This is a genomic window from Superficieibacter electus, assembly GCF_002915575.1.
Taxonomy (GTDB): domain Bacteria; phylum Pseudomonadota; class Gammaproteobacteria; order Enterobacterales; family Enterobacteriaceae; genus Superficieibacter; species Superficieibacter electus.
This window is the reverse complement of sequence record NZ_PQGD01000013.1, coordinates 34,753-61,199: the sequence shown is the minus strand read 5'-3', so window position 1 is coordinate 61,199 and position 26,447 is coordinate 34,753. Positions and strand designations below refer to the sequence as shown.

Genomic DNA, 26,447 nt, shown 5'->3' with positions numbered 1-26,447 from the left:
ATGGCGCTGGGGATAATAATGAGCAGAACAGAAACTCATTATTATGATGAGAACGCTAGCGAAGTCACTTACGAACAGCAAATGAAAATGTGGGACGGCGCACTTTTGCGCCAAAAGAAAGGGAATTTTGGTATGCGTCTGTAATTCCGGGCGGATACGTATCTGTTAAGTAATATTAAGCGTGCCATATGGTATGGGGTTTTGTGCGCAGGAAGCACAGGATCATGAAAAATTATCGGTAGGCGATTTTACACATACTTACGCAGCGACATCATAATAATTTAGTTATGATTTTCAATGCCAATTGCCGCCACAAGCCACAATCTTAGCAGAAAGTTTCTGAGCCCGATAAGAATGTAGTCGTCACATTTTATAACTTTGATGAATAAAACATCGGCTATTGCCGATTAATTTCATAATCTAAATCAATATGATATTTGAGAAACATAAAAGAATTATTATTCATACCGCGATAGCATTTTCAGGATGCCTGGTTGTCGTGCTGGTACATCACCTGGGATACGCAGGGTACATGGCCCATTTTAGCCCACAAAGCCGAGGCGTTACGCTGGGTTTTGTCATGTTCTACATGAATTGCATTATTATTCCTGGCGTGTTTTCTTGCGCTTTCTTAAAAATCAATAAATCCTTATTTATGATTGGCGCAATTAATATTTACATGTTCTATTTATGGTATAGCTACCACCCTCTTCGCGTTATTTTGATGTGTTTTGCATGCTTAATGGGATATGGCGTAGTCCTTTTTTTACTGCTGCTTAGCCGTCGAAAAGCAAAAGGTAGCACCCGGCAGATTCAGCCACCTACATAACGGCGATGAATGTCTGAAGCCCGCCACGCGTAAGGCGTTAAAACAACTGGATGCAGGAACAAAATTCAGAAATAGGGATGGCAGCGGCAACATCGGCTGGAGCGTTCTGCAATATATACTGAAAACCGGCGCGAACTGGAAAGTTGGCGTGATTGGCGATTTCACCCTGCGTATTCACAAAAACAGTGAAAGTGACGTGGTCGTTCCCTGTTTCCGCTACCCGTTAAAACCAATTAATCCGTTGACACTGGAATTTAAGCAGAAAAGCGTTAAGCCTGGCGAAAACCTGAACATCCATTTTTATTATAATTCCATATCACAGGTAAAAGCTGGCCCGGATAAACCGGGCCAGCGTGACAACTTACACCGCGGTCTGGAAAATAACCCCATCCGCTTTTTCGGTATACTGCTCAAGCTGATCGAAGTTCAGATAACGATAGGTATCCACCGCCGTCTTATCGACCTGCGCTACGGAGTTCAGATACTCTTCGCGCGTTGGCAGGCGACCAATCAGTGCCGCCACCGCCGCCAGTTCCGCCGAGGCGAGGTAGACATTGGCACCGGTGCCTAAGCGGTTCGGGAAGTTACGGGTGGAGGTGGAGACCACCGTCGCGCCGTCCGCCACCCGCGCCTGGTTACCCATGCACAGCGAGCAGCCGGGGATTTCCACCCGCGCACCGCTTTTGCCAAAGATGCTGTAATAGCCTTCTTCCGTCAGCTGCGCCGCGTCCATTCGGGTTGGCGGGGCCACCCACAGGCGGGTTGGCAACTGGCCCTGATGCGCATCCAGCAGCTTGCCCGCTGCACGGAAGTGACCAATGTTGGTCATGCAGGAGCCAATAAACACTTCGTCGATCTTCTCACCCGCCACGTCTGAAAGCAGACGCGCATCGTCCGGATCGTTCGGCGCGCAGAGGATCGGCTCGTGAATATCAGCCAGATCGATCTCGATCACGGCAGCATATTCCGCATCGGCATCGGCCTCCAGCAACTGTGGATCGGCCAGCCATTTTTCCATTCCCTGAATACGACGCTCCAGAGTGCGGCGGTCGCCGTAACCTTCAGCGATCATCCACTTCAGCAGCACGATGTTGGAGGTCAGGTACTCGGTGATCGGTGCTTTATCCAGCTTGATGGTACAGCCTGCCGCCGAACGCTCGGCGGAGGCGTCAGCCAGCTCAAAAGCCTGCTCAACTTTCAGATCCGGCAGCCCTTCGATTTCCAGAATGCGACCGGAGAAGATGTTTTTCTTGCCCTTCTTCTCAACAGTCAGCAGCCCCTGACGAATGGCATACAGCGGGATGGCATGAACCAGATCGCGCAGGGTGATGCCCGGCTGCATGGTGCCTTTAAAACGCACCAGCACCGATTCCGGCATATCCAGCGGCATGACGCCGGTGGCGGCGGCAAACGCTACCAGCCCGGAGCCTGCCGGGAAGGAAATGCCGACCGGGAAGCGGGTATGGGAGTCGCCGCCGGTGCCGACGGTATCCGGCAGCAGCATGCGGTTCAGCCACGAGTGGATGATGCCGTCGCCCGGACGCAGCGATACGCCGCCACGGTTCATAATAAAGTCTGGCAGCGTATGGTGCGTGGTCACATCCACCGGCTTCGGATAGGCGGCGGTGTGACAGAAGGACTGCATCACCAGGTCAGCCGAGAAGCCCAGGCAGGCCAGGTCTTTCAGCTCGTCGCGGGTCATCGGGCCGGTAGTGTCCTGGGAGCCGACCGAGGTCATTTTCGGTTCGCAATATTCACCGGGACGCACGCCTGCTGTACCGCAGGCACGGCCAACCATTTTTTGTGCCAGCGAGAAGCCTTTGTTGCTGGCCTCTACCGGTTTCGCGCTGCGGAACACGTCGCTGTGCGGCAGGCCCAGCGCTTCACGCGCTTTGGTCGTCAGGCCGCGGCCGATAATCAGTGGAATACGGCCGCCCGCGCGCACTTCGTCAATCAGCACGTCGGTTTTCAGTTCAAAGGTCGCCAGCAGTTCGTCGGTTTCGTGATTGCGCACTTCACCTTTGAACGGGTATACGTCAATCACGTCACCCATGTTCAGGGCGGATACATCCACTTCAATCGGCAGCGCGCCCGCATCCTCCATGGTGTTAAAGAAGATTGGCGCGATTTTACCGCCGAGAACCAGACCACCGCCGCGTTTGTTCGGCACGTGCGGAATGTCGTCGCCCATAAACCACAATACTGAGTTAGTCGCGGATTTACGTGACGAACCGGTGCCGACCACATCGCCGACGTAGGCCAGCGGGAAGCCTTTTTGCTGTAACGCTTCGATCTGCTGGATCGGGCCAATGCTACCCGGTTTGTCCGGGTAAATGCCGTCGCGGGCGTTTTTCAGCATTGCCAGCGCGTGCAGCGGAATATCCGGGCGCGACCAGGCATCCGGTGCCGGGGAGAGATCGTCGGTGTTGGTTTCACCGGTCACTTTAAAGACGGTAACGGTAATTTTTTCCGCAAGCTGTGGACGGCTCAGGAACCAGTCGGCATTCGCCCAGGAGAGCATGACTTGCTGCGCGTGCAAATTGCCCGCTTTAGCTTTTTCTTCGACGTCGTAAAAGTTATCGAACATCAACAGAGTATGGGAAAGTGCTTTCACTGCCAGCGGGGCCAGCGCGTCATTGTCCAGCGCTTCAACCAGCGGATGAATGTTATAACCGCCCTGCATCGTGCCCAGCAGTTCAACGGCTTTTTCCGCCGTGACCAGCGGAGAGTGGGCTTCGCCTTTGGCGACAGCGGCCAGGAAGCCGGCTTTAACATAAGCGGCTTCATCAACGCCTGGCGGCACGCGATTAATTAACAGGTCTAACAGGAATTCTTCTTCGCCCGCGGGCGGATTCTTCAGCAGCTCAACTAACCCGGCCATCTGGGTTGCATCTAAGGGCTTCGCTACAATCCCTTCAGCGGCACGCTCAGCTACGTGCTTACGGTATTCTTCTAGCACGACGGTTCTCCTCGCTCTCATTGTCATAGTGCGGCAGGCGATTCTCTTCACGCTCCTGTGAGACAGCAGTTTGTAGGGTAAATGCCCGGTACCGCAACGGGCAGAATAGCAGGATTTTAGCGGGGTGTTAATCTGTTTACAAAAAAGCAACATTAAATAGTTGCTGAATCGTGAAAAGGAGTTTAGCGCAGGCAAAATCTGCTTTCTGGCGGGTAAAAATATATCCGCCGCAATGTTTGTATACACTCTATTTGTCCAGATCCTGCCAACTTAAGGGTCGATCCCTGTTTACGTCAAAAAACAATCAGGCCGGGGAATATACTCCTGCCATTGCTTACGCCATTCGGCGCGGCTCTCTTTACTGACGGGTATCAATAGATGCCGGGAGACAAAAATGACATTGCCGTTTAAGCCACACGTTATCGCTTTAGCGTGCAGCCTGGGATTGTTTGCGGCATCCGGGGTGCTTTACGTTAAAAGCCGCAGTCCTGTAACGACCAGCGTCAGCGAGACAGTACCTGATTCTGTGCCCGCGCCTGCTGCCGCAGCCACCTTTACACCCGCGCAAATTGACCAATGGGTAGCGCCCATAGCCCTTTATCCGGATGCCCTGCTCTCGCAGGTACTGATGGCATCAACCTATCCGGCCAGTGTGGTACAAGCGGTACAATGGTCGAAAGATCACCCCACTCTGCAGGGCGATGCGGCCATTAAAGCCGTAAGTAATCAGCCCTGGGATGCCAGCGTGAAGTCGCTGGTGGCCTTTCCACAACTGGTGGCGCTGATGGGCCAGGACCCACAGTGGGTAGAAAATCTGGGAAATGCTTTCCTGGCACAGCCGCAAGATGTGATGGATTCAGTGCAGAAACTGCGTGCGCTGGCGCAGCAGACAGGGACGCTGAAGACGACGCCACAGCAAAAGGTGACCAGTGAATCAACCGTTGCCAGCACTGCGCAAAATGGAACCACGACCGTCATTCACTCCACACCACGGACAATAATTAAAATCGAGCCGGCAGATCCGCAGGTCGTTTATATTCCCACTTACAATCCGACGACCGTCTACGGTAGCTGGCCTAATACCACCTATCCCCCCGTCTATCTGCCGCCACCTCCCGGCGAGCAGTTTGCCAGCAGCTTTGTGAAAGGGTTCGGTTATAGCCTCGGTGTGGCAACCACCTACGCATTGTTCAGCAGTATCGACTGGGATCATGATGATCATCATCACCATGATGACGATGACCACCACCATGACGATCATGATTACCACAACGGTGGCTATATCCATAATGGCGATAACATCAATATCAACGTCAATAATTACAACCGTATCACCGGCGAGCATCTCACCGACAATACCCGTATCTGGCAGCATAATCCGGCTTATCGTAACGGCGTGCCCTACATTAATAATGCGCATCCGGTCAATGTCAGCGGTGGATTAAGCGCAACGGCGTCCCCCGACAGCCGTGCTACCCAAAGGCAGACCGCACTAACGCAGCTGCAGGAAAAAACAGGTAAGTCCCTTCCTCAGTCTGCGGCTACTGCCAGCCGGGATACACAGCGCCAGGCCGCCTCAAAGCAGCTTGAACAAATTGCACAACGTAATAACTATCGTGGCTATGACACCAGTAACACGCAGCGTGACGCAGCCAGAATGCAACTTCAGCAAAACCTTGCCAACACGACGCCAGATCAGCGCCAGCAACTGCGTGACAATGCCCAGCAGCGTCTGAACACGTCAACGCAGGCGCAGCGTCAGCAGGCACGGGAAAACCTCCAGCAACGCCTGAGCTCTACGACATCTGAGCAACGTCAGGAGCGGCGGGACAACGTTCAGCAGCGGCTGAATTCGTCAACGCCCGAACAACGTCAGGAGCGGCGGGAAAATGTCCAGCAGCGGCTGAATTCGTCAACGCCCGAACATCGTCAGGAGCGGCGGGAAAATGTCCAGCAACGCCTGAGCTCTACGACATCTGAGCAACGTCAGGAGCGGCGGGAAAACGTCCAGCAGCGGCTGAATTCGTCAACACCGGAACAACGTCAGGAGCGGCGGGACAACGTTCAGCAACGGCTGAATTCGTCAACACCGGAACAACGTCAGGAGCGGCGGGAAAACGTCCAGCAACGACGGGCGAATGCACTGAGTGGCAACGATAGCCGCTCGCCTTCATGGCGATCGCAGCAGAACCGGGGTAACGAAAGCCGCCGACTGGAAAATCGTCTCAGCAGCGAGCAACGTTCAGCCGTTCGCGAACGCGTCGCCGAACGTCGTCATCATTAAGGGGGAATAGATGAAACCATTACCGATGCTCAGGGCGTTGATTTTGCTGGTGTTGCCCGCAGTGGCCCAAGCTCAACAAGCATTTAATACGCCCGAGCAGGCCGCCGAAACGCTGGTCACTGCCGTCACATCTCATGATCAAGATGCCCTGCAACAGCTGCTGGGTGACGACTGGCAGAGTTATTTCCCACCAGAAGGCGTTGATCCACAGGCTGTAGCCCGTTTTCTGCGCGACTGGAAAACCCGCCATCATATCGATCAGACAGATAACACTGCCCATATTAATGTGGGTGTGGAGAACTGGCAGTTGCCTGTACCGCTGACCAAAACCGAGGCTGGCTGGCAGTTTGACATGCCTGCAGCAGCCGATGAGATCCTGACCCGAACCATCGGACGCAATGAACTGGGCGCAATCGAAGCGATGCATGCCTGGGTTGATGCTGAAAATGAATATTTCCAGCAGAAGAAAATGTGGGCGCATAAGCTGGTAAGCAGTGAAGGCCAACAAGATGGTCTGTACTGGCCAGTCAAGCCGGGTGAAGATCCCAGCCCGCTCGGCCCCGCCTTTAGCAATCAGCCGGGCGATGGCTATCATGGTTACCATTTCCGTATTTTGTCAGACGGTGAAGACAATAATGGCGTCGCGCTGATCGCCTGGCCTGTAGCATGGGGGAAAACGGGCATAATGAGTTTTATGGTTGATATGCAGGACCGGGTTTATCAGGCCAATCTGGGCGCACAGACGGAAACGCAGACGCAGTCCATAACGCATTTTGCCCCGCAAGCGGGCTGGCAGGCAGTGGATCAGTAAAATAAGTGGTAAATAAGAGGGCTGACGGGGTCAACATAATAAACCGGATAAGACGACACGCCTCGCGTGAAGGATAAGTGGCGCGCTGCGAAAAGGCTGTTCCGATTGGTACCTGATTCGCCTTGCGTCTGTAAAGCACTGTACCCTGTCGCCACAGCATAAAAAAAGGGAGAAGATTCGACTCTTCTCCCTTCAAACAGCTAATGTAAAAAAGAACGGCTAATTCACAACAGCTATCGTTACAGAATTACTTTTTCTTCGCTTTCGGGTTCGGCAGGTCAGTGATGCTACCTTCGAACACTTCTGCCGCCAGGCCCACGGATTCATGCAGCGTCGGGTGCGCGTGAATGGTCAGCGCGATGTCTTCTGCGTCACAGCCCATTTCGATTGCCAGACCGATTTCACCCAACAGCTCGCCGCCGTTGGTGCCGACAATCGCGCCACCGATCACCCGGTGCGTTTCTTTGTCGAAAATCAGTTTGGTCATACCGTCGGCGCAGTCGGAGGCGATAGCACGGCCAGAAGCAGCCCACGGGAAGGTGGCGGTTTCATAGCTGATGCCTTTTTCTTTCGCTTCTTTCTCAGTCAGGCCAACCCATGCCACTTCTGGTTCAGTGTAGGCGATGGACGGGATCACTTTCGGGTCGAAGTAGTGTTTTTTACCGGCGATGACTTCAGCGGCAACGTGACCTTCGTGAACGCCTTTGTGCGCCAGCATCGGCTGACCGACGATATCGCCAATAGCAAAGATGTGCGGCACGTTGGTGCGCAGCTGTTTATCCACGCGGATAAAGCCACGGTCATCCACTTCTACGCCCGCTTTGCCTGCGTCAAGGTTTTTACCGTTCGGAACACGACCGATAGCGACTAGCACCGCGTCATAACGCTGCGGCTCCGCCGGGGCTTTTTTGCCTTCCATAGAAACGTAGATACCGTCTTCTTTGGCTTCAACCGCAGTCACTTTGGTTTCCAGCATCAGGTTGAATTTCTTGCTGATGCGTTTGGTAAAGACTTTAACGATGTCTTTATCCGCCGCCGGGATCACCTGGTCGAACATTTCAACTACGTCAATCTGCGAACCCAGCGCATCATAAACGGTGCCCATTTCCAGGCCAATGATACCGCCGCCCATGACCAGCAGACGTTCCGGAACTGATTTCAGCTCCAGGGCATCAGTGGAATCCCACACGCGCGGATCGTCATGCGGAATAAACGGCAGCTGGATCGGACGGGAGCCAGCGGCAATGATCGCATTGTCGAAGTTGATCACGGTTTTGCCGTTTTCACCTTCAACTTCCAGCGTGTTAGCGCCGGTAAATTTACCCAGACCGTTAACGACTTTGACTTTACGGCCTTTAGCCATACCCGCCAGACCGCCGGTCAGCTGGTTGATAACTTTTTCTTTCCAGGTACGAATCTTGTCGATATCGGTTTTCGGCTCACCAAAGACGATGCCGTGTTCAGCCAGCGCTTTGGCTTCTTCGATAACTTTTGCTACGTGCAGCAGCGCTTTAGAAGGGATACAGCCCACGTTCAGACAAACACCGCCAAGGGTGTTGTAACGTTCAACAATGACGGTTTCCAGACCTAAATCAGCGCAACGGAAGGCGGCAGAGTAACCTGCGGGGCCTGCCCCAAGTACCACGACCTGAGTTTTAATTTCAGTACTCATCATGACCTCTTATTGATTTCCGGCAGTCCAGGTACTGTCGCCCTTCATCCACCGGGACGTTCTATCCGCCCGTATTTTACAAAATTGTTAACAATTTTGAAACAACAAACGGCTCACGAAAACTCGCTTTCACCAGTAACCGCACAAACCTTATGAGATTACCAGAAAAAAGCCGGCCGTCAGGCCGGCTTTTTCATTACATCACCAGGCGGCGAATGTCGCTCAGCATGTTATTGATGATGGTGATAAAGCGCGCACCATCAGCACCGTCAATCACCCGGTGGTCGAAGGACAGAGAGATCGGCATCATCAGACGCGGCGTAAACTCTTTACCATTCCAGACCGGCTCCATCGCGGACTTAGACACACCGAGGATAGCCACTTCCGGCGCGTTAACGATCGGCGCGAAGTGGGTGGTGCCCAGGCCGCCGATGCTGGAGATGGTAAAGCAACCGCCCTGCATTTCGCCAGCGGTCAGCTTGCCATCACGCGCTTTTTTGGAGATGGTCGTCAGTTCACGAGACAGCTCGGTGATGCTCTTCTTGTTCACGTCTTTAAAGACCGGAACCACCAGGCCATTCGGAGTATCTACTGCGACACCGATGTTGATGTATTTCTTCAGCGTCAGGCGCTGTGCATCTTCAGACAGCGAGCTGTTGAAGCGAGGCATCTGCTCAAGCGCCGCGGCCACCGCTTTCATGATGAAGACTACCGGGGTGAATTTCACGTCCAGTTTACGCTTCTCAGCTTCGGCGTTCTGCTGTTTACGGAACGCTTCCAGATCGGTGATATCCGTTTTGTCGAAGTGCGTAACGTGCGGGATCATTACCCAGTTACGGCTCAGGTTCGCGCCAGAGATTTTCTGGATGCGGCCCAGTTCGACTTCTTCGATTTCACCAAACTTGCTGAAGTCCACTTTCGGCCATGGCAGCATGCCAGGGATACCACCGCCAGCGGCAGCAGCAGGTGCAGATTCAGCGCGCTTGATAGCGTCTTTCACGTAAGCCTGAACGTCTTCACGCAGGATACGACCTTTACGGCCCGTTCCTTTTACTTTCGCCAGGTTCACACCGAACTCGCGCGCCAGGCGGCGGATCAGCGGAGTGGCATGGACGTAAGCGTCGTTTTCAGCGAACTCGGTTTTGCCTTCAGCTTTCGCAGCCGGGGCGGCTGCCGGTTTGTCCGCTTTCGCGGCCGGAGCCGGGGCTGCCGCTTCCTGCTTAGCCGCAGGTGCTGCCGGGGCTGCGCCTTCCACTTCAAAGACCATAATCAGCGAGCCGGTAGACACTTTGTCGCCGGTGTTGATTTTGATCTCTTTCACGGTGCCTGCGAAAGGTGCCGGGACTTCCATAGAGGCTTTGTCGCCTTCAACGGTGATCAGCGACTGTTCAGCTTCAACTTTATCGCCAACTTTTACCATCACTTCGGTGACTTCAACTTCGTCGCCGCCGATATCCGGAACATTGACGTCTTTCGCGCCCGCCGCTGCTGCCGGTGCAGAGGCCGCTTCTTCTTTCACCTGCGGTTTGGCTTCGCCTGCCGCCGGTGCTGCGCCTTCCACCTCGAAGACCATAATCAGTGAACCGGTAGACACTTTGTCGCCGGTGTTGATTTTGATTTCTTTTACGGTGCCTGCGAACGGTGCCGGAACTTCCATAGAGGCTTTATCGCCTTCTACGGTGATCAGGGACTGCTCAGCTTCAACTTTATCGCCAACCTTAACCATGATCTCTGTGACTTCAACTTCGTCACCACCGATGTCAGGTACGTTAACGTCTTTAGCCGCCGCTGCCGCTGCCGCTGCCGGAGCAGCTGCTTTCGGCTCTTCTTTTTTCTCTTCTGCCTTAGCAGGTGCAGCATCAGCTGCACCGTCGGCGGAATCGAAAATCATAATGAGTTTACCGGTCTCGGTTTTGTCGCCGACAGAGACTTTGATCTCTTTCACAACGCCCGCCTGCGGAGACGGGACTTCCATTGAGGCTTTGTCGCCTTCTACGGTGATCAGCGACTGCTCAGCTTCAACCTTGTCGCCCACTTTGACCAGGATTTCGGTGATTTCAACTTCATCAGCCCCGATGTCCGGTACATTGATTTCGATAGCCATGTTTCTTTTACCTCTTACGCCAGACGCGGGTTAACTTTTTCTGCATCGATGTTGAATTTGGTAATTGCGTCCGCAACCACTTTCTTATCGATTTCGCCACGTTTAGCCAGTTCGCCCAGCGCTGCTACAACCACATAGGAAGCATCAACTTCGAAGTGGTGACGCAGGTTTTCACGGCTGTCGGAGCGACCGAAGCCATCGGTACCCAGTACGCGGTAATCATCAGCCGGTACATAAGTACGAACCTGCTCGGCGAACAGTTTCATATAGTCAGTGGATGCCACTGCCGGTGCGTCGTTCATCACCTGAGCGATGTACGGCACGCGCGGGGTTTCCATCGGGTGCAGCATGTTCCAGCGCTCACAATCCTGACCATCACGCGCCAGTTCAGTGAAGGAAGTGACGCTATAGACGTCAGAACCCACGCCGTAGTCTTTCGCCAGGATCTCTGCCGCTTCACGCACGTGACGCAGGATAGAACCGGAACCCAGCAGCTGAACTTTACCTTTGCTACCTTCAAGGGTGTCGAGTTTGTAGATACCTTTACGGATACCTTCCTCAGCACCTTCCGGCATGGCCGGCATGTGGTAGTTTTCGTTCAGGGTGGTGATGTAGTAGTAAATGTTTTCCTGCGCTTCACCGTACATACGCACCAGACCGTCATGCATGATCACGGCAACTTCATAGGCGTAAGCCGGGTCGTAGGAGATACAGTTCGGGATAGTCAGCGACTGAATGTGGCTGTGACCATCTTCATGCTGCAAACCTTCGCCGTTAAGCGTGGTACGACCGGAGGTGCCGCCGACCAGGAAGCCGCGCGCCTGCTGATCGCCCGCCTGCCAGCACAGATCGCCGATACGCTGGAAACCGAACATCGAGTAATAGATGTAGAACGGGATCATCGGCAGGTTGTTGGTGCTGTAAGAGGTCGCCGCTGCCAGCCAGGATGCGCCTGCACCCAGTTCGTTAATACCTTCCTGGAGGATCTGGCCTTTCTCGTCTTCTTTGTAGTAAGCAACCTGCTCACGGTCCTGCGGGGTGTACTGCTGGCCGTTCGGGCTGTAAATACCAATCTGACGGAACAGACCTTCCATACCAAAGGTACGCGCTTCATCAGCGATGATCGGCACGAGGCGGTCTTTAATGGACTTGTTCTTCAGCATCACGTTCAGCGCACGCACGAACGCGATAGTGGTGGAGATTTCTTTGTTCTGCTCTTCCAGCAGCGGTTTGAAGTCCGCCAGCTCAGGCAGTTCCAGCTTCTCGGTGAACTTAGGCTGACGCGTCGGCAGATAGCCATTCAGCTTCTGACGCTGGGCGTGCAGGTAAGTGTGCTCTTCAGAGCCTTCCGGGAAGGTCAGGTAAGCGAGTTTTTCAACCTGCTCATCGCTAACCGGAACATTGAAGCGGTCGCGGATATAACGCACGCCGTCCATGTTCATTTTTTTCACCTGGTGAGCGATGTTTTTACCTTCAGCGGTATCGCCCATGCCGTAACCTTTAATGGTATGGGCCAGGATAACCGTGGCTTTGCCTTTGGTTTCCTGCGCTTTTTTCAGTGCAGCGTACACTTTCTTCGGATCGTGACCGCCACGGTTCAGCGCCCAAATCTGCTCATCAGTCCAGTCTGCTACCAGGGCAGCCGTTTCCGGATATTTGCCGAAGAAGTGTTCACGAACGTAAGCACCGTCTTTGGATTTGAAGGTCTGATAATCGCCGTCAACGGTTTCTTCCATCAGCTGCATCAGTTTACCGCTGGTGTCATTACGCAGCAGCTCATCCCAACGACCGCCCCACATCACTTTGATCACGTTCCAGCCAGCGCCCGCGAAGATGCCTTCCAGTTCGTTGATGATCTTGCCGTTACCGGTTACCGGGCCGTCAAGGCGTTGCAGGTTACAGTTGATGATGAAGCACAGATTGTCCAGCTTCTCACGGGTGGCGATGGTGATCGCACCTTTAGATTCTGGCTCATCCATTTCGCCGTCGCCGAGGAACGCGTAAACGGTTTGTTCAGAGGTGTCTTTCAGGCCACGGTGTTCCAGATATTTCAGGAATTTAGCCTGATAAATCGCACCGATTGGCCCCAGACCCATAGACACGGTCGGGAACTGCCAGAATTCCGGCATCAGTTTCGGGTGCGGATAAGAAGACAGACCTTTACCGTGAACTTCCTGACGGAAATTGTTCATTTGCTCTTCGGTCAGGCGACCTTCGAGGAATGCGCGAGCGTAAACGCCCGGAGAGATGTGGCCCTGGAAGTAAACCAGATCGCCGCCATCTTTTTCGCTGCGTGCACGGAAGAAGTGGTTAAAGCACACTTCGTAGATGGTCGCAGATGACTGGAAGGATGCCATGTGGCCGCCCAGCTCCAGATCTTTCTTCGACGCGCGCAGAACGGTCATGATGGCGTTCCAGCGGATAGCAGAACGGATACGACGCTCCAGCTCCAGATTGCCCGGGTATTCCGGTTCGTCTTCAACGGCAATAGTGTTTACATAGTTGCTGGCCCCTGCACCTGCCGCCACTTTCACGCCGCCTTTGCGAGCCTCAGAAAGCAGCTGATCAATCAGATACTGAGCGCGCTCAACACCTTCTTCACGGATGACCGATTCGATCGCCTGTTGCCAGTCGCGAGTTTCGATCGGATCCACGTCATTTTGGAGACGTTCTGACATGGGGGTATTCCTTATCTATCTAATACGTTGATTTATCTGGAACCTGTCCCATTGCATTTTCGCTGGAAAACGCAATAAGACAGGTTCTGCGTTTAGTTGCCGCGCTCTAAGTATTGGCGCTGTTGGTACAACATCTTCTGGTTCAGGTTCTGCCAGAAAAATCACTAATTCTTGCGTTGCTCAAGACGGCGCATGGAGCGTTCACGACGGCTCTGTTCACGGCTGCGGTCGAGCAAAATCTCTTCAATAAAGGCCAGATGGCGATGCGAGGCTTCGCGTGCGCGTTCCGGCTCACCGGCCATAATGGCTTCAAAAACGGTGGTTCGATGGTTGCTGACCAGCGGGAGCATTTCCCGGCGCGCGTACAGCAACTCAAAGTTCTGGCGCACGTTCTGGGACAGCATAGGCTCCATGCAGCGTAGCAGATGAAGCAAAACCACGTTGTGTGCCGCTTCTGTAACGGCAATTTGATACTGGACGACAGCGTCGGATTCGGCGTCAAGATCCCCCGATTGCTGTGCCCGTTCGATGGCCTGATGCAGCTCGCTCATTCTCGCGCGATCTTCATCATTGCTGCGCAGCGCCGCGTAATAAGCGGCAATGCCTTCCAGCGCGTGACGGGTTTCCAGCAGGTCGAACTGGGATTCAGGATGGTCGGACAGCAGTTCTACCAGCGGATCGCTGAAACTCTGCCACAGGCGGCTCTGTACAAAGGTTCCCCCACCCTGACGGCGCAGCAGCAGGCCCTTACCTTCGAGACGTTGAATCGCCTCACGCAAGGAGGGACGGGAAACGTCGAACTGTTTTGCCAGTTCGCGTTCTGGCGGAAGTTTTTCACCGGGGCGAAGCGTCCCCTCAAGGATGAGAAACTCCAGCTGCTGCTCTATCACATCGGATAGCTTAGGTTGGCGGATTTTGCTGTAGGCCATAGTTCCCTGTCTTACGCCTTTTGCCCGAAGTCAATTGGTCTTACCAATTTCATATTCTTGACGCTAAAGTAACAAAGTATTCACCTTATGTCTATACAGGTTTTGATTCACATCATTAAACACGTCACATTTTAACAACCTTACAGATTTAGCGTTTCAGAAATGTAACTTTGCACAAATGTTGTGTTTACTCAGAACGAGGTAGATTTAACGTTAGCGAAACCTTAGTTATGGATATCTGAACCGATTCATCAATCGTTAAAATGCATAAATATGCAAATATAGTGATTTAATGCGAGTTAAGGGAGGCAGGACGGGAAAAGCGGAGAATTTACAAATGCTTTCTTTTTACTCAACTGTTCTGAGCCCCTGCATAAAGCAGGTGCATTCCGTTTCTCATACCATTATTGTGTGTCAGTTAAAAGCGTACTGAACATAATTCAGATAGCGCTTGCGTAAACAAAATAATACAAAAAACGGAACTACATACTTACAACAGCGTCAACCACATCACTCACGAGGTTTCAAGATGGAAGGTCAACAGCATGGCGACCAGCTGAAGCGCGGGCTAAAAAACCGCCATATTCAGCTTATTGCTTTAGGGGGAGCCATCGGTACCGGGCTGTTCCTGGGCAGTGCGTCCGTAATTCAGTCCGCTGGCCCCGGCATCATTCTGGGCTATGCCGTCGCCGGGTTTATTGCCTTTCTGATCATGCGTCAGCTGGGCGAGATGGTGGTGGAAGAGCCGGTAGCCGGTTCCTTCAGCCACTTTGCCTATAAATACTGGGGCGGTTTTGCGGGCTTTGCGTCCGGCTGGAACTACTGGGTGCTGTACGTGCTGGTGGCGATGGCAGAACTGACGGCGGTCGGGAAGTATATCCAGTTCTGGTGGCCGGAAATCCCGACCTGGGTTTCGGCGGCCGTGTTCTTTGTTGCCATCAACGCCATTAACCTGACCAACGTAAAAGTGTTTGGCGAGATGGAGTTCTGGTTCGCCATTATTAAAGTCATTGCCGTGGTGGCGATGATCCTGTTCGGCGGCTGGCTGCTGTTCAGCGGCAACGGCGGCCCGCAGGCGACCGTTCGTAACCTGTGGGAGCAAGGTGGGTTCCTGCCGCACGGCATTAACGGGCTGGTCATGATGATGGCCATTATTATGTTCTCCTTTGGCGGTCTGGAACTGGTTGGCATCACCGCGGCAGAAGCCGATAACCCGGAGCAAAGCATTCCGAAAGCGACCAATCAGGTTATTTACCGTATTCTGATTTTTTACGTTGGTTCGCTGGCCGTGTTGCTTTCCCTGCTGCCGTGGACTCGCGTCACCGCAGATACCAGCCCGTTCGTGCTCATTTTTCATGAGCTGGGCGACACTTTTGTGGCCAACGCATTGAATGTGGTGGTACTGACGGCGGCGCTGTCGGTCTATAACAGCTGTGTATACTGTAATAGCCGCATGCTGTTCGGCCTCGCGCAGCAGGGCAACGCGCCGAAAATGCTGATGCGTGTCGATAAACGCGGCGTGCCGGTAAACACCATTCTGGTCTCTGCGCTGGTAACGGCTTTATGCGTGCTGATTAACTATCTGGCACCGGAATCCGCGTTTGGTCTGCTGATGGCACTGGTGGTCTCTGCGCTGGTGATCAACTGGGCGATGATCAGCCTGGCGCATATTAAGTTCCGTCGCGCCAAACATCAGCAGGGCGTTACACCACGTTTCCCGGCGCTTTTCTACCCGCTGGGCAACTGGATCTGCCTGCTGTTTATGGCCGCGGTGCTGGTGATTATGCTGATGACGGACGGGATGGCTATCTCCGTTTACCTGATCCCGGTATGGCTTATCGTGCTGGGTATCGGCTATCTGTTTAAACAGAAAAGCGCCAGAACCGTTAAAGTACATTAAAGCTCAATAGCCCCTTACCCGACCGGGTGAGGGGTGTTACCTTCCTCACATTTTCCTCCCCAGAGCCGTTTTGTCCATATCCGCGCCTCTATCCTGCAACGCATTTATTCGGTAGCCAGCAAATAATTCTCTTCTACTACAAGGGAGAGTCTGGCAATGAACAATACTAAGCTGTCAGTGAAAGAGAAGATCGGTTACGGAATGGGTGACGCCGGATGTAACATCATCTTCGGTGCCATTATGTTGTTTGTTAACTACTTTTATACGGATATTTTCGGTCTTGCACCGGCGCTGGTCGGCGTGCTTTTGCTTTCCATTCGGGTAATAGATGCAGTGACCGATCCGATTATGGGTGCACTGGCCGACCGGACCCGAAGCAAATATGGCCGTTTTCGCCCCTGGTTGCTGTGGATAGCGTTTCCTTATGCGCTCTTTAGCGTGCTGATGTTTACCACCCCGGAGTGGAGCTACAGCAGCAAAGTTATCTATGCGTTTGTCACCTATTTCCTGCTTTCCATTACGTACACCGCCATTAATATTCCTTATTGCTCACTGGGCAGCGTCATCACCAATGATCCAAAAGAACGCGTCGCCTGCCAGTCTTATCGTTTCGTGATGGTCGGCATCGCCACGTTACTCCTGTCGCTGACGCTGCTGCCAATGGCGGACTGGTTCGGGGGTGCAAACAAAGCCAAAGGCTATCAGATGGCGATGACCGTGCTGGCATTTATTGGCATGTGCATGTTTCTGTTTTGCTTCGCCACGGTTCGCGAGCGGGTGCGTCCGGCAGTGCCGACCAATGATGAACTGAAAAAAGATCTCAAAGACGTATGGAAAAACGATCAGTGGGTGCGCATTTTACTGCTGACGCTGTGTAACGTCTGTCCCGGCTTCATCCGCATGGCCGCCACCATGTATTACGTAACGTGGGTCATGGGCCAGAGCACCCATTTTGCAACGTTGTTTATCAGCCTTGGCGTGGTCGGGATGATGATCGGCAGCATGCTGGCGAAAGTGCTCACCGATCGCTGGTGTAAGCTGAAGGTATTCTTCTGGACCAATATCGCACTGGCGATCTTCTCCTGCGCCTTTTACTTTTTTGATCCGCACGCCACAGTCACTATTGTCGTGCTCTATTTCCTGCTCAACATCCTGCATCAAATCCCTTCCCCCCTGCACTGGTCGCTGATGGCCGACGTGGATGACTACGGTGAGTGGAAAACCGGTAAACGCATTACCGGTATCAGCTTCTCCGGCAATCTGTTTTTCCTGAAGGTCGGGTTGGCCATCGCCGGCGCGATGGTGGGTTTTCTACTCTCCTGGTACGGCTATGATGCGGGCGCGAAAGCGCAAAGCGCAACGGCAGTCAACGGTATTGTGCTGTTGTTTACCGTCATTCCTGGCGTGGGTTATTTGATCACCGCAGGCGTGGTTCGCCTGTTAAAAGTGAACCGCGAATTTATGCAGCAAATCCAGACCGATCTGGAAAAACGGCGCGTCAATTACCGTGAACTGAATGATTATCAGGAACTGCCATCAACGGAAAAAACAAGGAATGCCTGATGAAAAACTGGCCCAATCCATTTATTGAACAGCGCGCCGATCCTTTTATTCTCCACCATGAGGGGGATTATTATTTTATCGCCTCGGTCCCGGAATATGACCGTCTGGAGATTCGCCGCGCCGCCACGCTTGAAGCATTGCCTGAGGCCCGGCCCGTTACGGTGTGGCGCAAGCCAGATACCGGCCCGATGAGTGAGCTTATCTGGGCACCCGAGCTGCACAGGATCGCCGGGAAATGGTACATCTACTTTGCCGCTGCCCACACCCAGGCACTGGATAATCTCGGTATGTTCCAGCACCGTATGTTTGTGCTGGAATGTGCTGACGCTGACCCGCTAACCGGCGAATGGCGTGAGAAAGGTCAGGTCATGACGCCCTTTGATACCTTCGCGCTTGATGCCACCACGTTTAAGCACCAGGGTAAACAGTGGTATCTGTGGGCGCAAAAAGCGCCGGATATTCCTGGAAATTCTAACCTCTACCTGGCAGAGCTGGAAAACCCGTGGACGCTGAAAGGTGAGCCGGTGATGATAAGCCGCCCTGAGTTTGACTGGGAATGTCGTGGCTTTCTGGTAAATGAAGGCCCCGCCCCGCTCGTCCACGGCGATAAACTTTTTGTCAGCTATTCTGCCAGCGCAACCGACGAGAACTACTGCATGGGACTCCTGTGGATCGCGCTGGAGGCCGACCCGCTCGATCCTAAAAACTGGCATAAATCACCCCAGCCAGTCTTCCGTACCAGTTATGAAAATCGCCAGTACGGACCGGGGCATAACAGTTTTACCCGCACGCCCGACGGTCAGGACGTGCTGGTCTATCATGCCCGCAACTACACGGAGATTGAGGGCGATCCGCTGTACGATCCGAATCGCCATACCCGCCTGAAGCATATTCACTGGCAGGAAAACGGCATGCCAGACTTCGGCATTCCGCCTGCGGATACGCTGTAAGGTAAGCGCGGCACGCTACTTAAATCAGCGTGCCGTAAATGGTCAGTAGTATGGCAGGAGCAAATTTTATGATAGAGAACAATATAGTGTCAGTCCGTGCAATAAACATACATTCTAAATGATATAGTTTATAGATGGTTACTATTGAACCGCACAGAGTATATATAATGGACTATCGATCCTCAGAGAGGCGCATTTCAGGCGCTCTTAAAAACATCTCTGACCTTGAGCATTTTATCATCTCCTTGTGCGGGCCGCGTTTACCTGAGTATGGTTTACGAGATGAAGATATTCCTGTCTGGCTACCATTCCCTTTACGCCGTTTATACCAATTCGCAGGCAACTGGCCATGCCCTAATCCTGATATAGATCATATGCCAGGCAAAATACCACGCCTTTTTCAGGCTCAGGATTGTCTGGCCGGAGTGGAGCAAATTCAATTAACTGACGGCGGAAAATCACTACAATTTTTCTTTGAAAATCAAGATAACTGGTGCTGCAAAACCTCTATTAACGACGATTCGACGTATTTTGACGATCCGCCCGTATACAGTAATTCCGGTGAATTATTCTCTAGCGAAATGGTTGGTTTTACCAGGGTAAGCCCTTCGTTATCGACATTTTTAATCACCGCCTGTCTACATGAGATGGTTTTCAGCGCACGCTATTTATTTTCAGGCGATCATGGATATTCAACGGAAGAGTTGTTACCCCTATGGCTTAACGGGCCGTATGCTTACCCGGATGAGACTTATTCATTTTACCTTGCATACGGAAAAGTACTTATTATGAACAATTGGGTTGCCTTTAATGATCCTGATGCGGCATCGCTAATTCCTGACTTCTCAACACTAAAATATATTGGACGGGGAATGCCAGACTTCGGCATTCCGCCTGCGGATACGCTGTAACCTAAGCGCGGCACGCGAGTTAAATCAGCGTGCCGTAAATGGTCAGCAGCGCCACAATGACGACCAGTACAAACGAGGTTTTCTTCGCCATAGAGACGGCGGCTTTCGGCGTCTCGACCCGATCGATATGTGGCTCGCGCGCGAGTGAGAACTGCGCCAGGCGCGTTAAAACCTGATACTGCGAGGAATGACGATCGCCCAACGAGGCAAACCATGCGGGGAGCGCTTTTTCCCCATGTCCAATCAGGGCGTAGATGACCCCGACCAGGCGCACTGGCACCCAGTCCAGAACGTGAAGAATAAAATCAATGCCCGATTGCAGACGGTGATGCGGCGTCTGGTAGCGCGCCAGCCACGACTGCCAGGCGCGCAGAAAGGCATAGCCCACCAGCGTCACTGGCCCCCATACACCACCGACAATAAACCAGAACAGCGGGGCCAGATAGAAACGAAAGTTAATCCACAAAAGCGCATTTTGCAGCTCACGCAGGTACTCACGCTCATCGCAGCCAGGCGGTACGCCGTGAATTAACGTAAGCTCGCTGGCCATGGTATCACGCGCATGGCTGTCACCACGGGCCGCGGCTTTGAGATAGGCATGGTATTGTAGACGTACCCTGCCCGCGCCAATACACAGCAGGCCCAGCAGGAGCCATGCGACCAGCAGCGGTACGTTAAAAAACAAACCATACAGAGCGCGTAGTAGCAGAAATGCTACCAGCATAATGGCTATGGTCATCAGCACCGTTCGCGCCATAGAGAAACGATGAACACGGCGGAACAAAACCTCCAGCCGGTGATCGAGCTGCCAGTGTTCTCCCAGCTTAAATAAGCGCTCGGCAACCAATACCAATAGCAGGGTAAAAAGCGTCATGGCATCTCCTTTTTTGACGTGGCGCTAACCAGCGCCCGAAACCGCACCCAATCAAATGCGGAGCCAGGATCGGTTTTACGTCCGGGGGCAATATCGCTGTGGCCGGTCATATTGTCGGCGATTGCCGGATAAAGCTCAATTAATGCACGCGTTATCGTCGCCAGTTGCTGATATTGTGCATCGGTGTACGGCTGGATATCTGTCCCCTCCAGTTCAATACCGATTGAAAAGTCGTTGCAGCGCTCGCGACCGTGATAGCAAGAAACACCAGCATGCCAGGCCCGTTTAGTAAAAGGAACATACTGCACGATTTCTCCATCGCGACGAATAAGACAATGGGCAGAAACGCGCAGATGCGCAATATCGGCAAAAAATGGATGCGCATGCGGATCAAGGGTGCCGGTAAATAACGCGTCGATCCACGGACCACCGAATTCACCGGGAGGAAGGCTAATATTATGCACCACCAGTAGCGAGGGATTTTCATCATCCGGGCGGCAATCGAAATGCGGGGACAGAACGCGTCGTGCCCCGGCCAGCCAGCCCTCGTGTAAACACATACAGAATCTCCTTATTAGTGGTGCGAATATGCGCTTCAGAGTAGCATGTTTCAACCCGAAGCCTGGTTACCAATTTGGAGTTTTATCATGCCCGCACGCCGTTATAACCCCGACCATCGACGTGACGCTCTTCTACAACGTATTATTCTGGACATCCCTGCCACGGTGGCGCAGGCGCTGCGTGAAGACTTAGGCGGCGAGGTCGATGCAAATAACGATATTACCGCACAGTTGTTACCGCCAGAAAGCCGCTCTCACGCGGTGGTGATCACCCGTGAACCCGGTGTGTTTTGTGGTAAGCGCTGGGTTGAAGAGGTATTTATCCAGCTTGCAGGTGATGACGTTCGCGTGAGCTGGCATGTTGAGGACGGCGATAGCGTGGTAGCAGACCAGCCGTTATTTGAACTGGATGGCCCGTCCCGTGTGTTGCTCACCGGCGAACGGACGGCGCTGAATTTTGTGCAAACGCTGTCCGGCGTGGCCAGCGAAGTGCGCCGCTATGTCGATCTGCTGGCAGGCACAAACACGCAGTTACTCGACACGCGTAAGACACTGCCGGGCCTGCGTACCGCCCTGAAGTATGCGGTGTTGTGCGGCGGCGGTGCCAACCACCGTCTGGGCCTTTCAGACGCATTTTTGATAAAAGAAAATCATATCATCGCCTCCGGCTCCGTACGCCAGGCGGTAGAGAAAGCATTCTGGCTGCATCCGGATGTGCCAGTTGAGGTGGAGGTCGAAAACCTTGATGAACTGGATCAGGCGCTAAAAGCGGGTGCGGATATCATTATGCTCGATAACTTCACCACCGAACTGATGCGAGAAGCGGTGAAGCGCACCCGTGGACAAGCGCAGCTTGAAGTCTCCGGCAACGTTACCCATGAAACACTGCGTGAATTTGCCGAAACTGGCGTGGATTTCATTTCTGTTGGCGCGCTAACCAAGCACATTCGTGCACTGGATTTATCAATGCGTTTTCGCTGATCTTCAGCATCTATAAACGGACCTGCGGGTCCGTTTTTCGTCGTGCCTCGCAACTTACTGCAACGCCAGTGCAACACCATTAAAATGTCGGGAAGGCATCTTCACGATTGATTTTTTAACGCTCGTCGGTTCGTTTTTCTGCTGCCAAAGTGCCCGTATTTACCAGGGAGCACATGATGAACAGACAGCAGGGTTTTACGCTTATTGAATTGATGGTCGTCATTGGCATCATTGCCATTCTTAGCGCCATCGGCATTCCCGCCTATCAGAACTATCTACGCAAAGCCGCACTGACCGACATGCTACAAACCTTTATCCCCTACCGTACCGCCATTGAACTCTGCGCGTTGGATCATGGCGGTTTAGCCGATTGTGATGGAGGGAAAAATGGCATTCCTTCACCCACCACGACCCGCTACGTATCTGAGATGCGCGTGGCGCAGGGCATTGTCACGCTGACCGGACAGGAGAGTCTCAACGGCCTTAGCGTAATAATGACGCCGGGATGGGACAATGCCAATGGCATAACAGGCTGGCAGCGAGTGTGCAATATCCAGCAGGACAGTGCTCTCCAGCAAGCCTGTGAAGACGTTTTCCGCTTCGACCTACAGTAAGGAGACAGTGTGATGAAACGGGAACAACTTATCGCCTTATGCAAACGTTATGGTGCGGTGTTATTAAACAGTGACGATGAAATGCTCAACATTGCTGTTGTCGGCGAACCTGGTAGTCAGCTACTGGAATCGTTACGCTTCGCCACGCAAAAGCGAATCGACATTGAATGCTGGTCGCAGGAAAAAATGGACCAGCATCTGCACATGGCGACGCAAACCCATCTGCCAGCCGTCAATAAAGGCAGCGGGACGGCAGTTGAATTACTTAATCAAACCCTGGAGCAGGCGCTTTTGCAGCGGGCTTCCGATATCCACTTTGAGCCACTTGCAGATCGCATGCGGGTCCGTCTGCGCGTTGATGGTGTTCTACACCCTTTAACCGCGCTCCCGTTCGCACAGACTGCTACCGTTATCGCACGTTTAAAAGTGCTGGGTAACCTCGATATTGCCGAGCGCCGCGTCCCGCAGGACGGACAATTTACCGTGGAGCTGGCGGGAAAATCCGTGTCGTTCCGCATTGCTACATTGCCAGCCAAATATGGCGAGAAAGTGGTACTGCGTCTGCTGCATCAGGTGGAACAGACGCTGGATATCCGGCAACTGGGTATGACAGCATGCCAACATAAAGCATTTAGCAGCGCGCTGAAAAGGCCACAGGGTCTGCTGTTGGTGACCGGCCCTACCGGTAGCGGCAAAACGGTAACGCTCTATAGCGCACTTCAGTCGCTCAACACGCCGGCGGTTAATATTTGTAGCGTCGAAGACCCGGTAGAAATTCCGCTGGAAGGCATCAACCAGACGCAGATTAACCCACGTGCCGGGCTGACTTTTCAAAATGTTCTCCGGGCCTTTCTTCGTCAGGACCCGGATATCATTATGGTGGGCGAGATCCGCGATGGCGATACCGCCGAAATTGCGATTAAAGCCGCCCAAACCGGGCATCTGGTACTCTCAACATTGCATACCAACTCCACCACCGAGGCGCTGGTGCGTTTGCAACAAATGGGCGTCGCACGCTGGATGCTCTCTTCCTCTCTCCTGCTGGTCGTTGCCCAGCGCCTGGTGCGCAAACTCTGTCCACATTGTCGGACACGAAATGGTGAGCATACTGCAGTGCCACCCTCTCTGTGGCGGCGTCCCCTGCCCCGCTGGCACGCTGGCGGCTGTGACCATTGTTATCACGGATTTTATGGCCGCATCGCGTTGTTTGAGGTACTTCCCGTTGAGGGCGAGCTGCGCCAGGCCATTGCCGGTGAACTTAGCACTGAAGATATTCACGCCCAGGCCCGCCGGGACGGAATGACCACATTGTTTGAAAATGGTTGTCTGGCGGTGGAGCAGGGTCTGACGACGGTAGAAGAATTATTACGTGTATTAGGTACACCCTATGAAAATTAGGCAGCTCTGGCAGTGGCGAGGGCTGACCCATGAGGGTGAAATACGCCAGGGCGTCAGATGGGACATCAGTCGAGCCGCGGTACTGTTGGCACTCCAGCAGCAACATCTTACGCCCATTGGGCTGAAACGCTGTGCAGTACGGTCATCACTGTGGGGAAGCGGGCATGGCTGTGATGTTATTCGACAACTGGCTACGCTTCTCCACGCCGGACTTACGCTGCCTGATGGGCTACATTTGCTGGCACAGCAACAGCCCGCTAAGCAGTGGCAGGCATTACTGGAATCATTAGGTCAGGAACTGGAAAAGGGCGTGGCATTTTCTCTCGCTCTGAAACAGTGGCCAGAAGCGTTTCCTCCGCTATGGCTTTCGATGATCCGCACCGGAGAGCTCACAGGTCAACTGGAACAGTGCTGTTTTCATCTGGCGGAGCAGCAAGAAAACCAGCAGCGCCTGGCGGCCAAAGTCAGAAAAGCATTACGCTATCCGATTATCATTTTGTCGCTCGCGCTGGCCGTCATCATGGCGATGGTGTGTTGGGTCTTGCCGGAATTTGCGGCGATTTACCAGACATTTAATACGCCCCTCCCAGCCCTCACGCGCGGAGTGATGGCGTTTGCTGGCTTTATTCAGCAATGGGGATGGTGCCTTGTCGGCGTAACATTACTGTTGATCATAGTGCTCAACAGACTTCGCCACCATACCGGCTGGCTGATGCTGCGGCAAAAATGGCTGCTGAAATGTCCGATCGCAGGCAGCCTGATCCGTGGGCAAAAACTTAGCCATATTTTCAGCGTACTGGCGCTGACGCAGCGGGCAGGAATTGCTTTTTTGCAGGGTTTACAAAACGCCGGTGAAACGCTGGAGTGCCCTTACTGGCAGCATGTTTTACGCCAGGCACATCAGGACATCACGCAGGGCATACCTATCTGGCAGGCGCTGAAAAGTAGCGGTGAGTTTAGCCCGCTGTGTCTGCAACTGATCAGAACCGGGGAGGTATCTGGCGCACTGGATACCATGCTGGAGAATCTTGCCCGCCATCACAGCGAGAAAACGCAAATGGTAGCCGATAATCTGGCAACGCTGCTGGAACCGTTGCTGTTGATTGTGACCGGGGCCATTATCGGTACGCTGGTGGTGGCGATGTATTTACCCATTTTCCATCTGGGAGACGCGATGAGCGGCATGGGATAAACGCGCTGGCTTGCGCCAGCGCTGAGTCATTACAGGCTGTTGAAAACGCGGTTTTCCTGTTCCTGAACGCGGATGAACGTCGTGCGCTTGGTTAATTCTTTCAGCCGCGAAGCACCTACATAGGTACAGGCTGAACGCAGGCCGCCGAGGATATCACGCGCCGTATTTTCCACCGGGCCACGCAAAGGTAGTTTCACTGTTTTGCCTTCAGCGGCACGATAACCAGCGACGCCACCGACATGGCGATTCATTGCCGACTCGGAGCTCATACCGTAGAACAGCATAAATTTCTCGCCGTTCTCTTCGACTACGGTTCCGCCGCTCTCTTCATGTCCGGCCAGCATGCCGCCTAACATGACGAAATCAGCACCGCCACCGAAGGCTTTTGCGACATCACCAGGCATGGTGCAGCCACCGTCGCTGACGATTTGTCCGCCAAGACCGTGCGCTGCATCGGCGCATTCAATGACCGCCGAAAGCTGTGGATAGCCAACGCCCGTTTTCACGCGGGTAGTGCAAACAGAGCCAGGGCCGATGCCAACTTTAACAATGTCCGCACCAGAGAGAATTAACTCCTCACACATTTCACCGGTGACCACATTGCCCGCACAGATGGTTTTGTTCGGCCAGGCCTCACGTGCTTTAGAGACAAACTGAACAAAATGCTCGGAGTAGCCATTCGCCACATCAATACAAATAAAGCTCAGTGCCGGATGCAAATTAAGGATTTGAATGGTTTTCTCAAAGTCGGCGTCGGAGGTTCCCGTTGAGACCATAACGTGTTTAAGCACATCTTCAGAAACGCTCTGAATAAAGCCTTTCCAGTCTTCAGGGGTGTAGTGTTTATGCACTGCCGTAAGGATACCAAACGACGCCAGCGCTTTTGCCATGCCGAAGGTGCCCACGGTATCCATATTCGCTGCGATTACCGGCACGCCTGACCAACTCAGACCGGAGTGCTTAAAGGTGATTTCGCGTTCCAGTTCAACTTCAGAACGGCTTTTAAGAGTGGAGCGTTTTGGGCGGATAAGAACGTCTTTAAATCCTAACTTCAGATCTTCTTCGATACGCATGTAGGGTTCCTGGGGTTAAGGGCAATAGAAAAAGCGCAACTCCAGTGACGTTATCATACGCACTAATCATGTCTGCGCAAGACTGCGATTTTCTCTTTTTTTACGCTACAATCCTATAAATTTACCTGGTGAACGGTGAGAAAATAATTATTATCTCTCGCTATG

The 26,447-nt window shown here is 53.2% G+C and carries 19 protein-coding genes and 1 pseudogene; 12 read left to right on the top strand and 8 right to left on the bottom strand.

Going from position 1 to position 26,447, the window contains the following annotated elements; translation table 11 throughout:
* Window positions 1–18 precede the first annotated feature (18 nt).
* Together CHU32_RS28800 and CHU32_RS28610 are read left to right on the top strand one after the other, a co-directional pair.
* The gene (locus CHU32_RS28800; RefSeq protein WP_256098368.1) at window positions 19–144 is read left to right on the top strand and encodes a hypothetical protein; all 126 of its coding nucleotides are present in this window, start codon (window positions 19–21) and stop codon (window positions 142–144) included.
* A gap of 692 nt (window positions 145–836) precedes the next feature.
* Window positions 837–1,112: pseudogene (locus CHU32_RS28610) on the top strand (DUF4424 family protein); the annotation flags it as partial.
* A 78-nt stretch (window positions 1,113–1,190) separates the two neighbouring features.
* On the opposite strand, the gene acnB reads toward CHU32_RS28610, so the two are convergent.
* Window positions 1,191–3,788 (bottom strand): bifunctional aconitate hydratase 2/2-methylisocitrate dehydratase, encoded by a 2,598-nt coding sequence (gene acnB / locus CHU32_RS16655; RefSeq protein WP_103750889.1) that lies wholly within the window; start codon window positions 3,786–3,788, stop codon window positions 1,191–1,193.
* Between the two features lie 394 nt (window positions 3,789–4,182).
* On the opposite strand from acnB, the gene CHU32_RS16645 reads away from it, so the two are divergent.
* Window positions 4,183–6,072: a DUF3300 domain-containing protein gene (locus tag CHU32_RS16645; protein ID WP_103750888.1), complete on the top strand. Its 1,890-nt coding sequence runs from the start codon at window positions 4,183–4,185 to the stop codon at window positions 6,070–6,072.
* A gap of 10 nt (window positions 6,073–6,082) precedes the next feature.
* A complete protein-coding gene (locus CHU32_RS16640; protein ID WP_103677984.1) occupies window positions 6,083–6,883 on the top strand; it encodes a DUF2950 family protein in 801 nt (266 codons plus the stop codon).
* Window positions 6,884–7,130: 247 nt separating this feature from the next.
* On the opposite strand, the gene lpdA is transcribed toward CHU32_RS16640, so the two are convergent.
* The 4 genes from lpdA to pdhR form a co-directional block, all read right to left on the bottom strand.
* Window positions 7,131–8,555 carry a dihydrolipoyl dehydrogenase gene (gene lpdA, locus CHU32_RS16635; RefSeq protein WP_103677985.1) on the bottom strand — a complete coding sequence of 475 codons (1,425 nt, stop codon included), beginning with the start codon at window positions 8,553–8,555 and terminating at the stop codon, window positions 7,131–7,133.
* A gap of 196 nt (window positions 8,556–8,751) precedes the next feature.
* Complete coding sequence (gene aceF / locus CHU32_RS16630) at window positions 8,752–10,659, bottom strand: pyruvate dehydrogenase complex dihydrolipoyllysine-residue acetyltransferase (protein WP_103677986.1); 1,908 nt, start codon at window positions 10,657–10,659, stop codon at window positions 8,752–8,754.
* A gap of 14 nt (window positions 10,660–10,673) precedes the next feature.
* Window positions 10,674–13,337 carry a pyruvate dehydrogenase (acetyl-transferring), homodimeric type gene (gene aceE, locus CHU32_RS16625; protein ID WP_103677987.1) on the bottom strand — a complete coding sequence of 888 codons (2,664 nt, stop codon included), beginning with the start codon at window positions 13,335–13,337 and terminating at the stop codon, window positions 10,674–10,676.
* 164 nt (window positions 13,338–13,501) lie between these two features.
* The gene (gene pdhR / locus CHU32_RS16620) at window positions 13,502–14,266 is read right to left on the bottom strand and encodes a pyruvate dehydrogenase complex transcriptional repressor PdhR (RefSeq protein WP_103677988.1); all 765 of its coding nucleotides are present in this window, start codon (window positions 14,264–14,266) and stop codon (window positions 13,502–13,504) included.
* 529 nt (window positions 14,267–14,795) lie between these two features.
* On the opposite strand from pdhR, the gene aroP reads away from it, so the two are divergent.
* The 4 genes from aroP (at window position 14,796) to CHU32_RS16600 (ending at window position 19,590) form a co-directional block, all read left to right on the top strand.
* Window positions 14,796–16,166: an aromatic amino acid transporter AroP gene (gene aroP, locus CHU32_RS16615; protein ID WP_103677989.1), complete on the top strand. Its 1,371-nt coding sequence runs from the start codon at window positions 14,796–14,798 to the stop codon at window positions 16,164–16,166.
* 156 nt (window positions 16,167–16,322) lie between these two features.
* A complete protein-coding gene (locus CHU32_RS16610) occupies window positions 16,323–17,729 on the top strand; it encodes a glycoside-pentoside-hexuronide (GPH):cation symporter (protein WP_103677990.1) in 1,407 nt (468 codons plus the stop codon).
* The gene (locus CHU32_RS16605; protein WP_103677991.1) at window positions 17,729–18,679 is read left to right on the top strand and encodes a glycoside hydrolase family 43 protein; all 951 of its coding nucleotides are present in this window, start codon (window positions 17,729–17,731) and stop codon (window positions 18,677–18,679) included. Before CHU32_RS16610 ends, CHU32_RS16605 begins: the two co-directional genes overlap by 1 nt.
* 167 nt (window positions 18,680–18,846) lie before the next feature.
* Window positions 18,847–19,590 carry a hypothetical protein gene (locus CHU32_RS16600; protein WP_133159280.1) on the top strand — a complete coding sequence of 248 codons (744 nt, stop codon included), beginning with the start codon at window positions 18,847–18,849 and terminating at the stop codon, window positions 19,588–19,590.
* A gap of 19 nt (window positions 19,591–19,609) precedes the next feature.
* On the opposite strand, the gene ampE is transcribed toward CHU32_RS16600, so the two are convergent.
* On the bottom strand, window positions 19,610–20,464 hold the full coding sequence (ampE, locus tag CHU32_RS16595) for a beta-lactamase regulator AmpE (RefSeq protein ID WP_103677993.1): 855 nt from the start codon (window positions 20,462–20,464) through the stop codon (window positions 19,610–19,612).
* Window positions 20,461–21,024: a 1,6-anhydro-N-acetylmuramyl-L-alanine amidase AmpD gene (gene ampD, locus CHU32_RS16590; protein ID WP_103677994.1), complete on the bottom strand. Its 564-nt coding sequence runs from the start codon at window positions 21,022–21,024 to the stop codon at window positions 20,461–20,463. The genes ampE and ampD overlap by 4 nt, the downstream gene beginning before the upstream one ends.
* Before the next feature lie 87 nt (window positions 21,025–21,111).
* Here ampD and nadC point away from each other — a divergent pair, with 87 nt between their 5' ends.
* The 4 genes from nadC to hofC all read left to right on the top strand — a co-directional run bounded on the left by nadC (window position 21,112) and on the right by hofC (window position 25,209).
* Window positions 21,112–22,005 (top strand): carboxylating nicotinate-nucleotide diphosphorylase, encoded by an 894-nt coding sequence (gene nadC / locus CHU32_RS16585; RefSeq protein WP_103678033.1) that lies wholly within the window; start codon window positions 21,112–21,114, stop codon window positions 22,003–22,005.
* 176 nt (window positions 22,006–22,181) lie between these two features.
* The gene (ppdD, locus tag CHU32_RS16580) at window positions 22,182–22,619 is read left to right on the top strand and encodes a prepilin peptidase-dependent pilin (RefSeq protein ID WP_103677995.1); all 438 of its coding nucleotides are present in this window, start codon (window positions 22,182–22,184) and stop codon (window positions 22,617–22,619) included.
* Window positions 22,620–22,631: 12 nt separating this feature from the next.
* On the top strand, window positions 22,632–24,017 hold the full coding sequence (gspE, locus tag CHU32_RS16575) for a type II secretion system protein GspE (RefSeq protein WP_103677996.1): 1,386 nt from the start codon (window positions 22,632–22,634) through the stop codon (window positions 24,015–24,017).
* Window positions 24,007–25,209 (top strand): protein transport protein HofC, encoded by a 1,203-nt coding sequence (gene hofC / locus CHU32_RS16570; protein ID WP_103677997.1) that lies wholly within the window; start codon window positions 24,007–24,009, stop codon window positions 25,207–25,209. The genes gspE and hofC overlap by 11 nt, the downstream gene beginning before the upstream one ends.
* Before the next feature lie 29 nt (window positions 25,210–25,238).
* On the opposite strand, the gene CHU32_RS16565 is transcribed toward hofC, so the two are convergent.
* Window positions 25,239–26,282: a GMP reductase gene (locus CHU32_RS16565; protein WP_103677998.1), complete on the bottom strand. Its 1,044-nt coding sequence runs from the start codon at window positions 26,280–26,282 to the stop codon at window positions 25,239–25,241.
* Window positions 26,283–26,447 lie beyond the last annotated feature (165 nt).

Excerpts from the sequence above, each read along its gene's own strand:
- CHU32_RS28800 (WP_256098368.1), top strand. The coding sequence starts at position 19 with ATGAGCAGAACAGAAACTCATTATTATGATGAGAACGCTAGCGAAGTC.
- CHU32_RS16645 (WP_103750888.1), top strand. The coding sequence starts at position 4,183 with ATGACATTGCCGTTTAAGCCACACGTTATCGCTTTAGCGTGCAGCCTG.
- CHU32_RS16640 (WP_103677984.1), top strand. The coding sequence starts at position 6,083 with ATGAAACCATTACCGATGCTCAGGGCGTTGATTTTGCTGGTGTTGCCC.
- lpdA (WP_103677985.1), bottom strand. The coding sequence starts at position 8,555 with ATGAGTACTGAAATTAAAACTCAGGTCGTGGTACTTGGGGCAGGCCCC.
- aceF (WP_103677986.1), bottom strand. The coding sequence starts at position 10,659 with ATGGCTATCGAAATCAATGTACCGGACATCGGGGCTGATGAAGTTGAA.
- aceE (WP_103677987.1), bottom strand. The coding sequence starts at position 13,337 with ATGTCAGAACGTCTCCAAAATGACGTGGATCCGATCGAAACTCGCGAC.
- pdhR (WP_103677988.1), bottom strand. The coding sequence starts at position 14,266 with ATGGCCTACAGCAAAATCCGCCAACCTAAGCTATCCGATGTGATAGAG.
- aroP (WP_103677989.1), top strand. The coding sequence starts at position 14,796 with ATGGAAGGTCAACAGCATGGCGACCAGCTGAAGCGCGGGCTAAAAAAC.
- CHU32_RS16610 (WP_103677990.1), top strand. The coding sequence starts at position 16,323 with ATGAACAATACTAAGCTGTCAGTGAAAGAGAAGATCGGTTACGGAATG.
- CHU32_RS16605 (WP_103677991.1), top strand. The coding sequence starts at position 17,729 with ATGAAAAACTGGCCCAATCCATTTATTGAACAGCGCGCCGATCCTTTT.
- CHU32_RS16600 (WP_133159280.1), top strand. The coding sequence starts at position 18,847 with ATGGACTATCGATCCTCAGAGAGGCGCATTTCAGGCGCTCTTAAAAAC.
- ampE (WP_103677993.1), bottom strand. The coding sequence starts at position 20,464 with ATGACGCTTTTTACCCTGCTATTGGTATTGGTTGCCGAGCGCTTATTT.
- ampD (WP_103677994.1), bottom strand. The coding sequence starts at position 21,024 with ATGTGTTTACACGAGGGCTGGCTGGCCGGGGCACGACGCGTTCTGTCC.
- nadC (WP_103678033.1), top strand. The coding sequence starts at position 21,112 with ATGCCCGCACGCCGTTATAACCCCGACCATCGACGTGACGCTCTTCTA.
- ppdD (WP_103677995.1), top strand. The coding sequence starts at position 22,182 with ATGAACAGACAGCAGGGTTTTACGCTTATTGAATTGATGGTCGTCATT.
- gspE (WP_103677996.1), top strand. The coding sequence starts at position 22,632 with ATGAAACGGGAACAACTTATCGCCTTATGCAAACGTTATGGTGCGGTG.
- hofC (WP_103677997.1), top strand. The coding sequence starts at position 24,007 with ATGAAAATTAGGCAGCTCTGGCAGTGGCGAGGGCTGACCCATGAGGGT.
- CHU32_RS16565 (WP_103677998.1), bottom strand. The coding sequence starts at position 26,282 with ATGCGTATCGAAGAAGATCTGAAGTTAGGATTTAAAGACGTTCTTATC.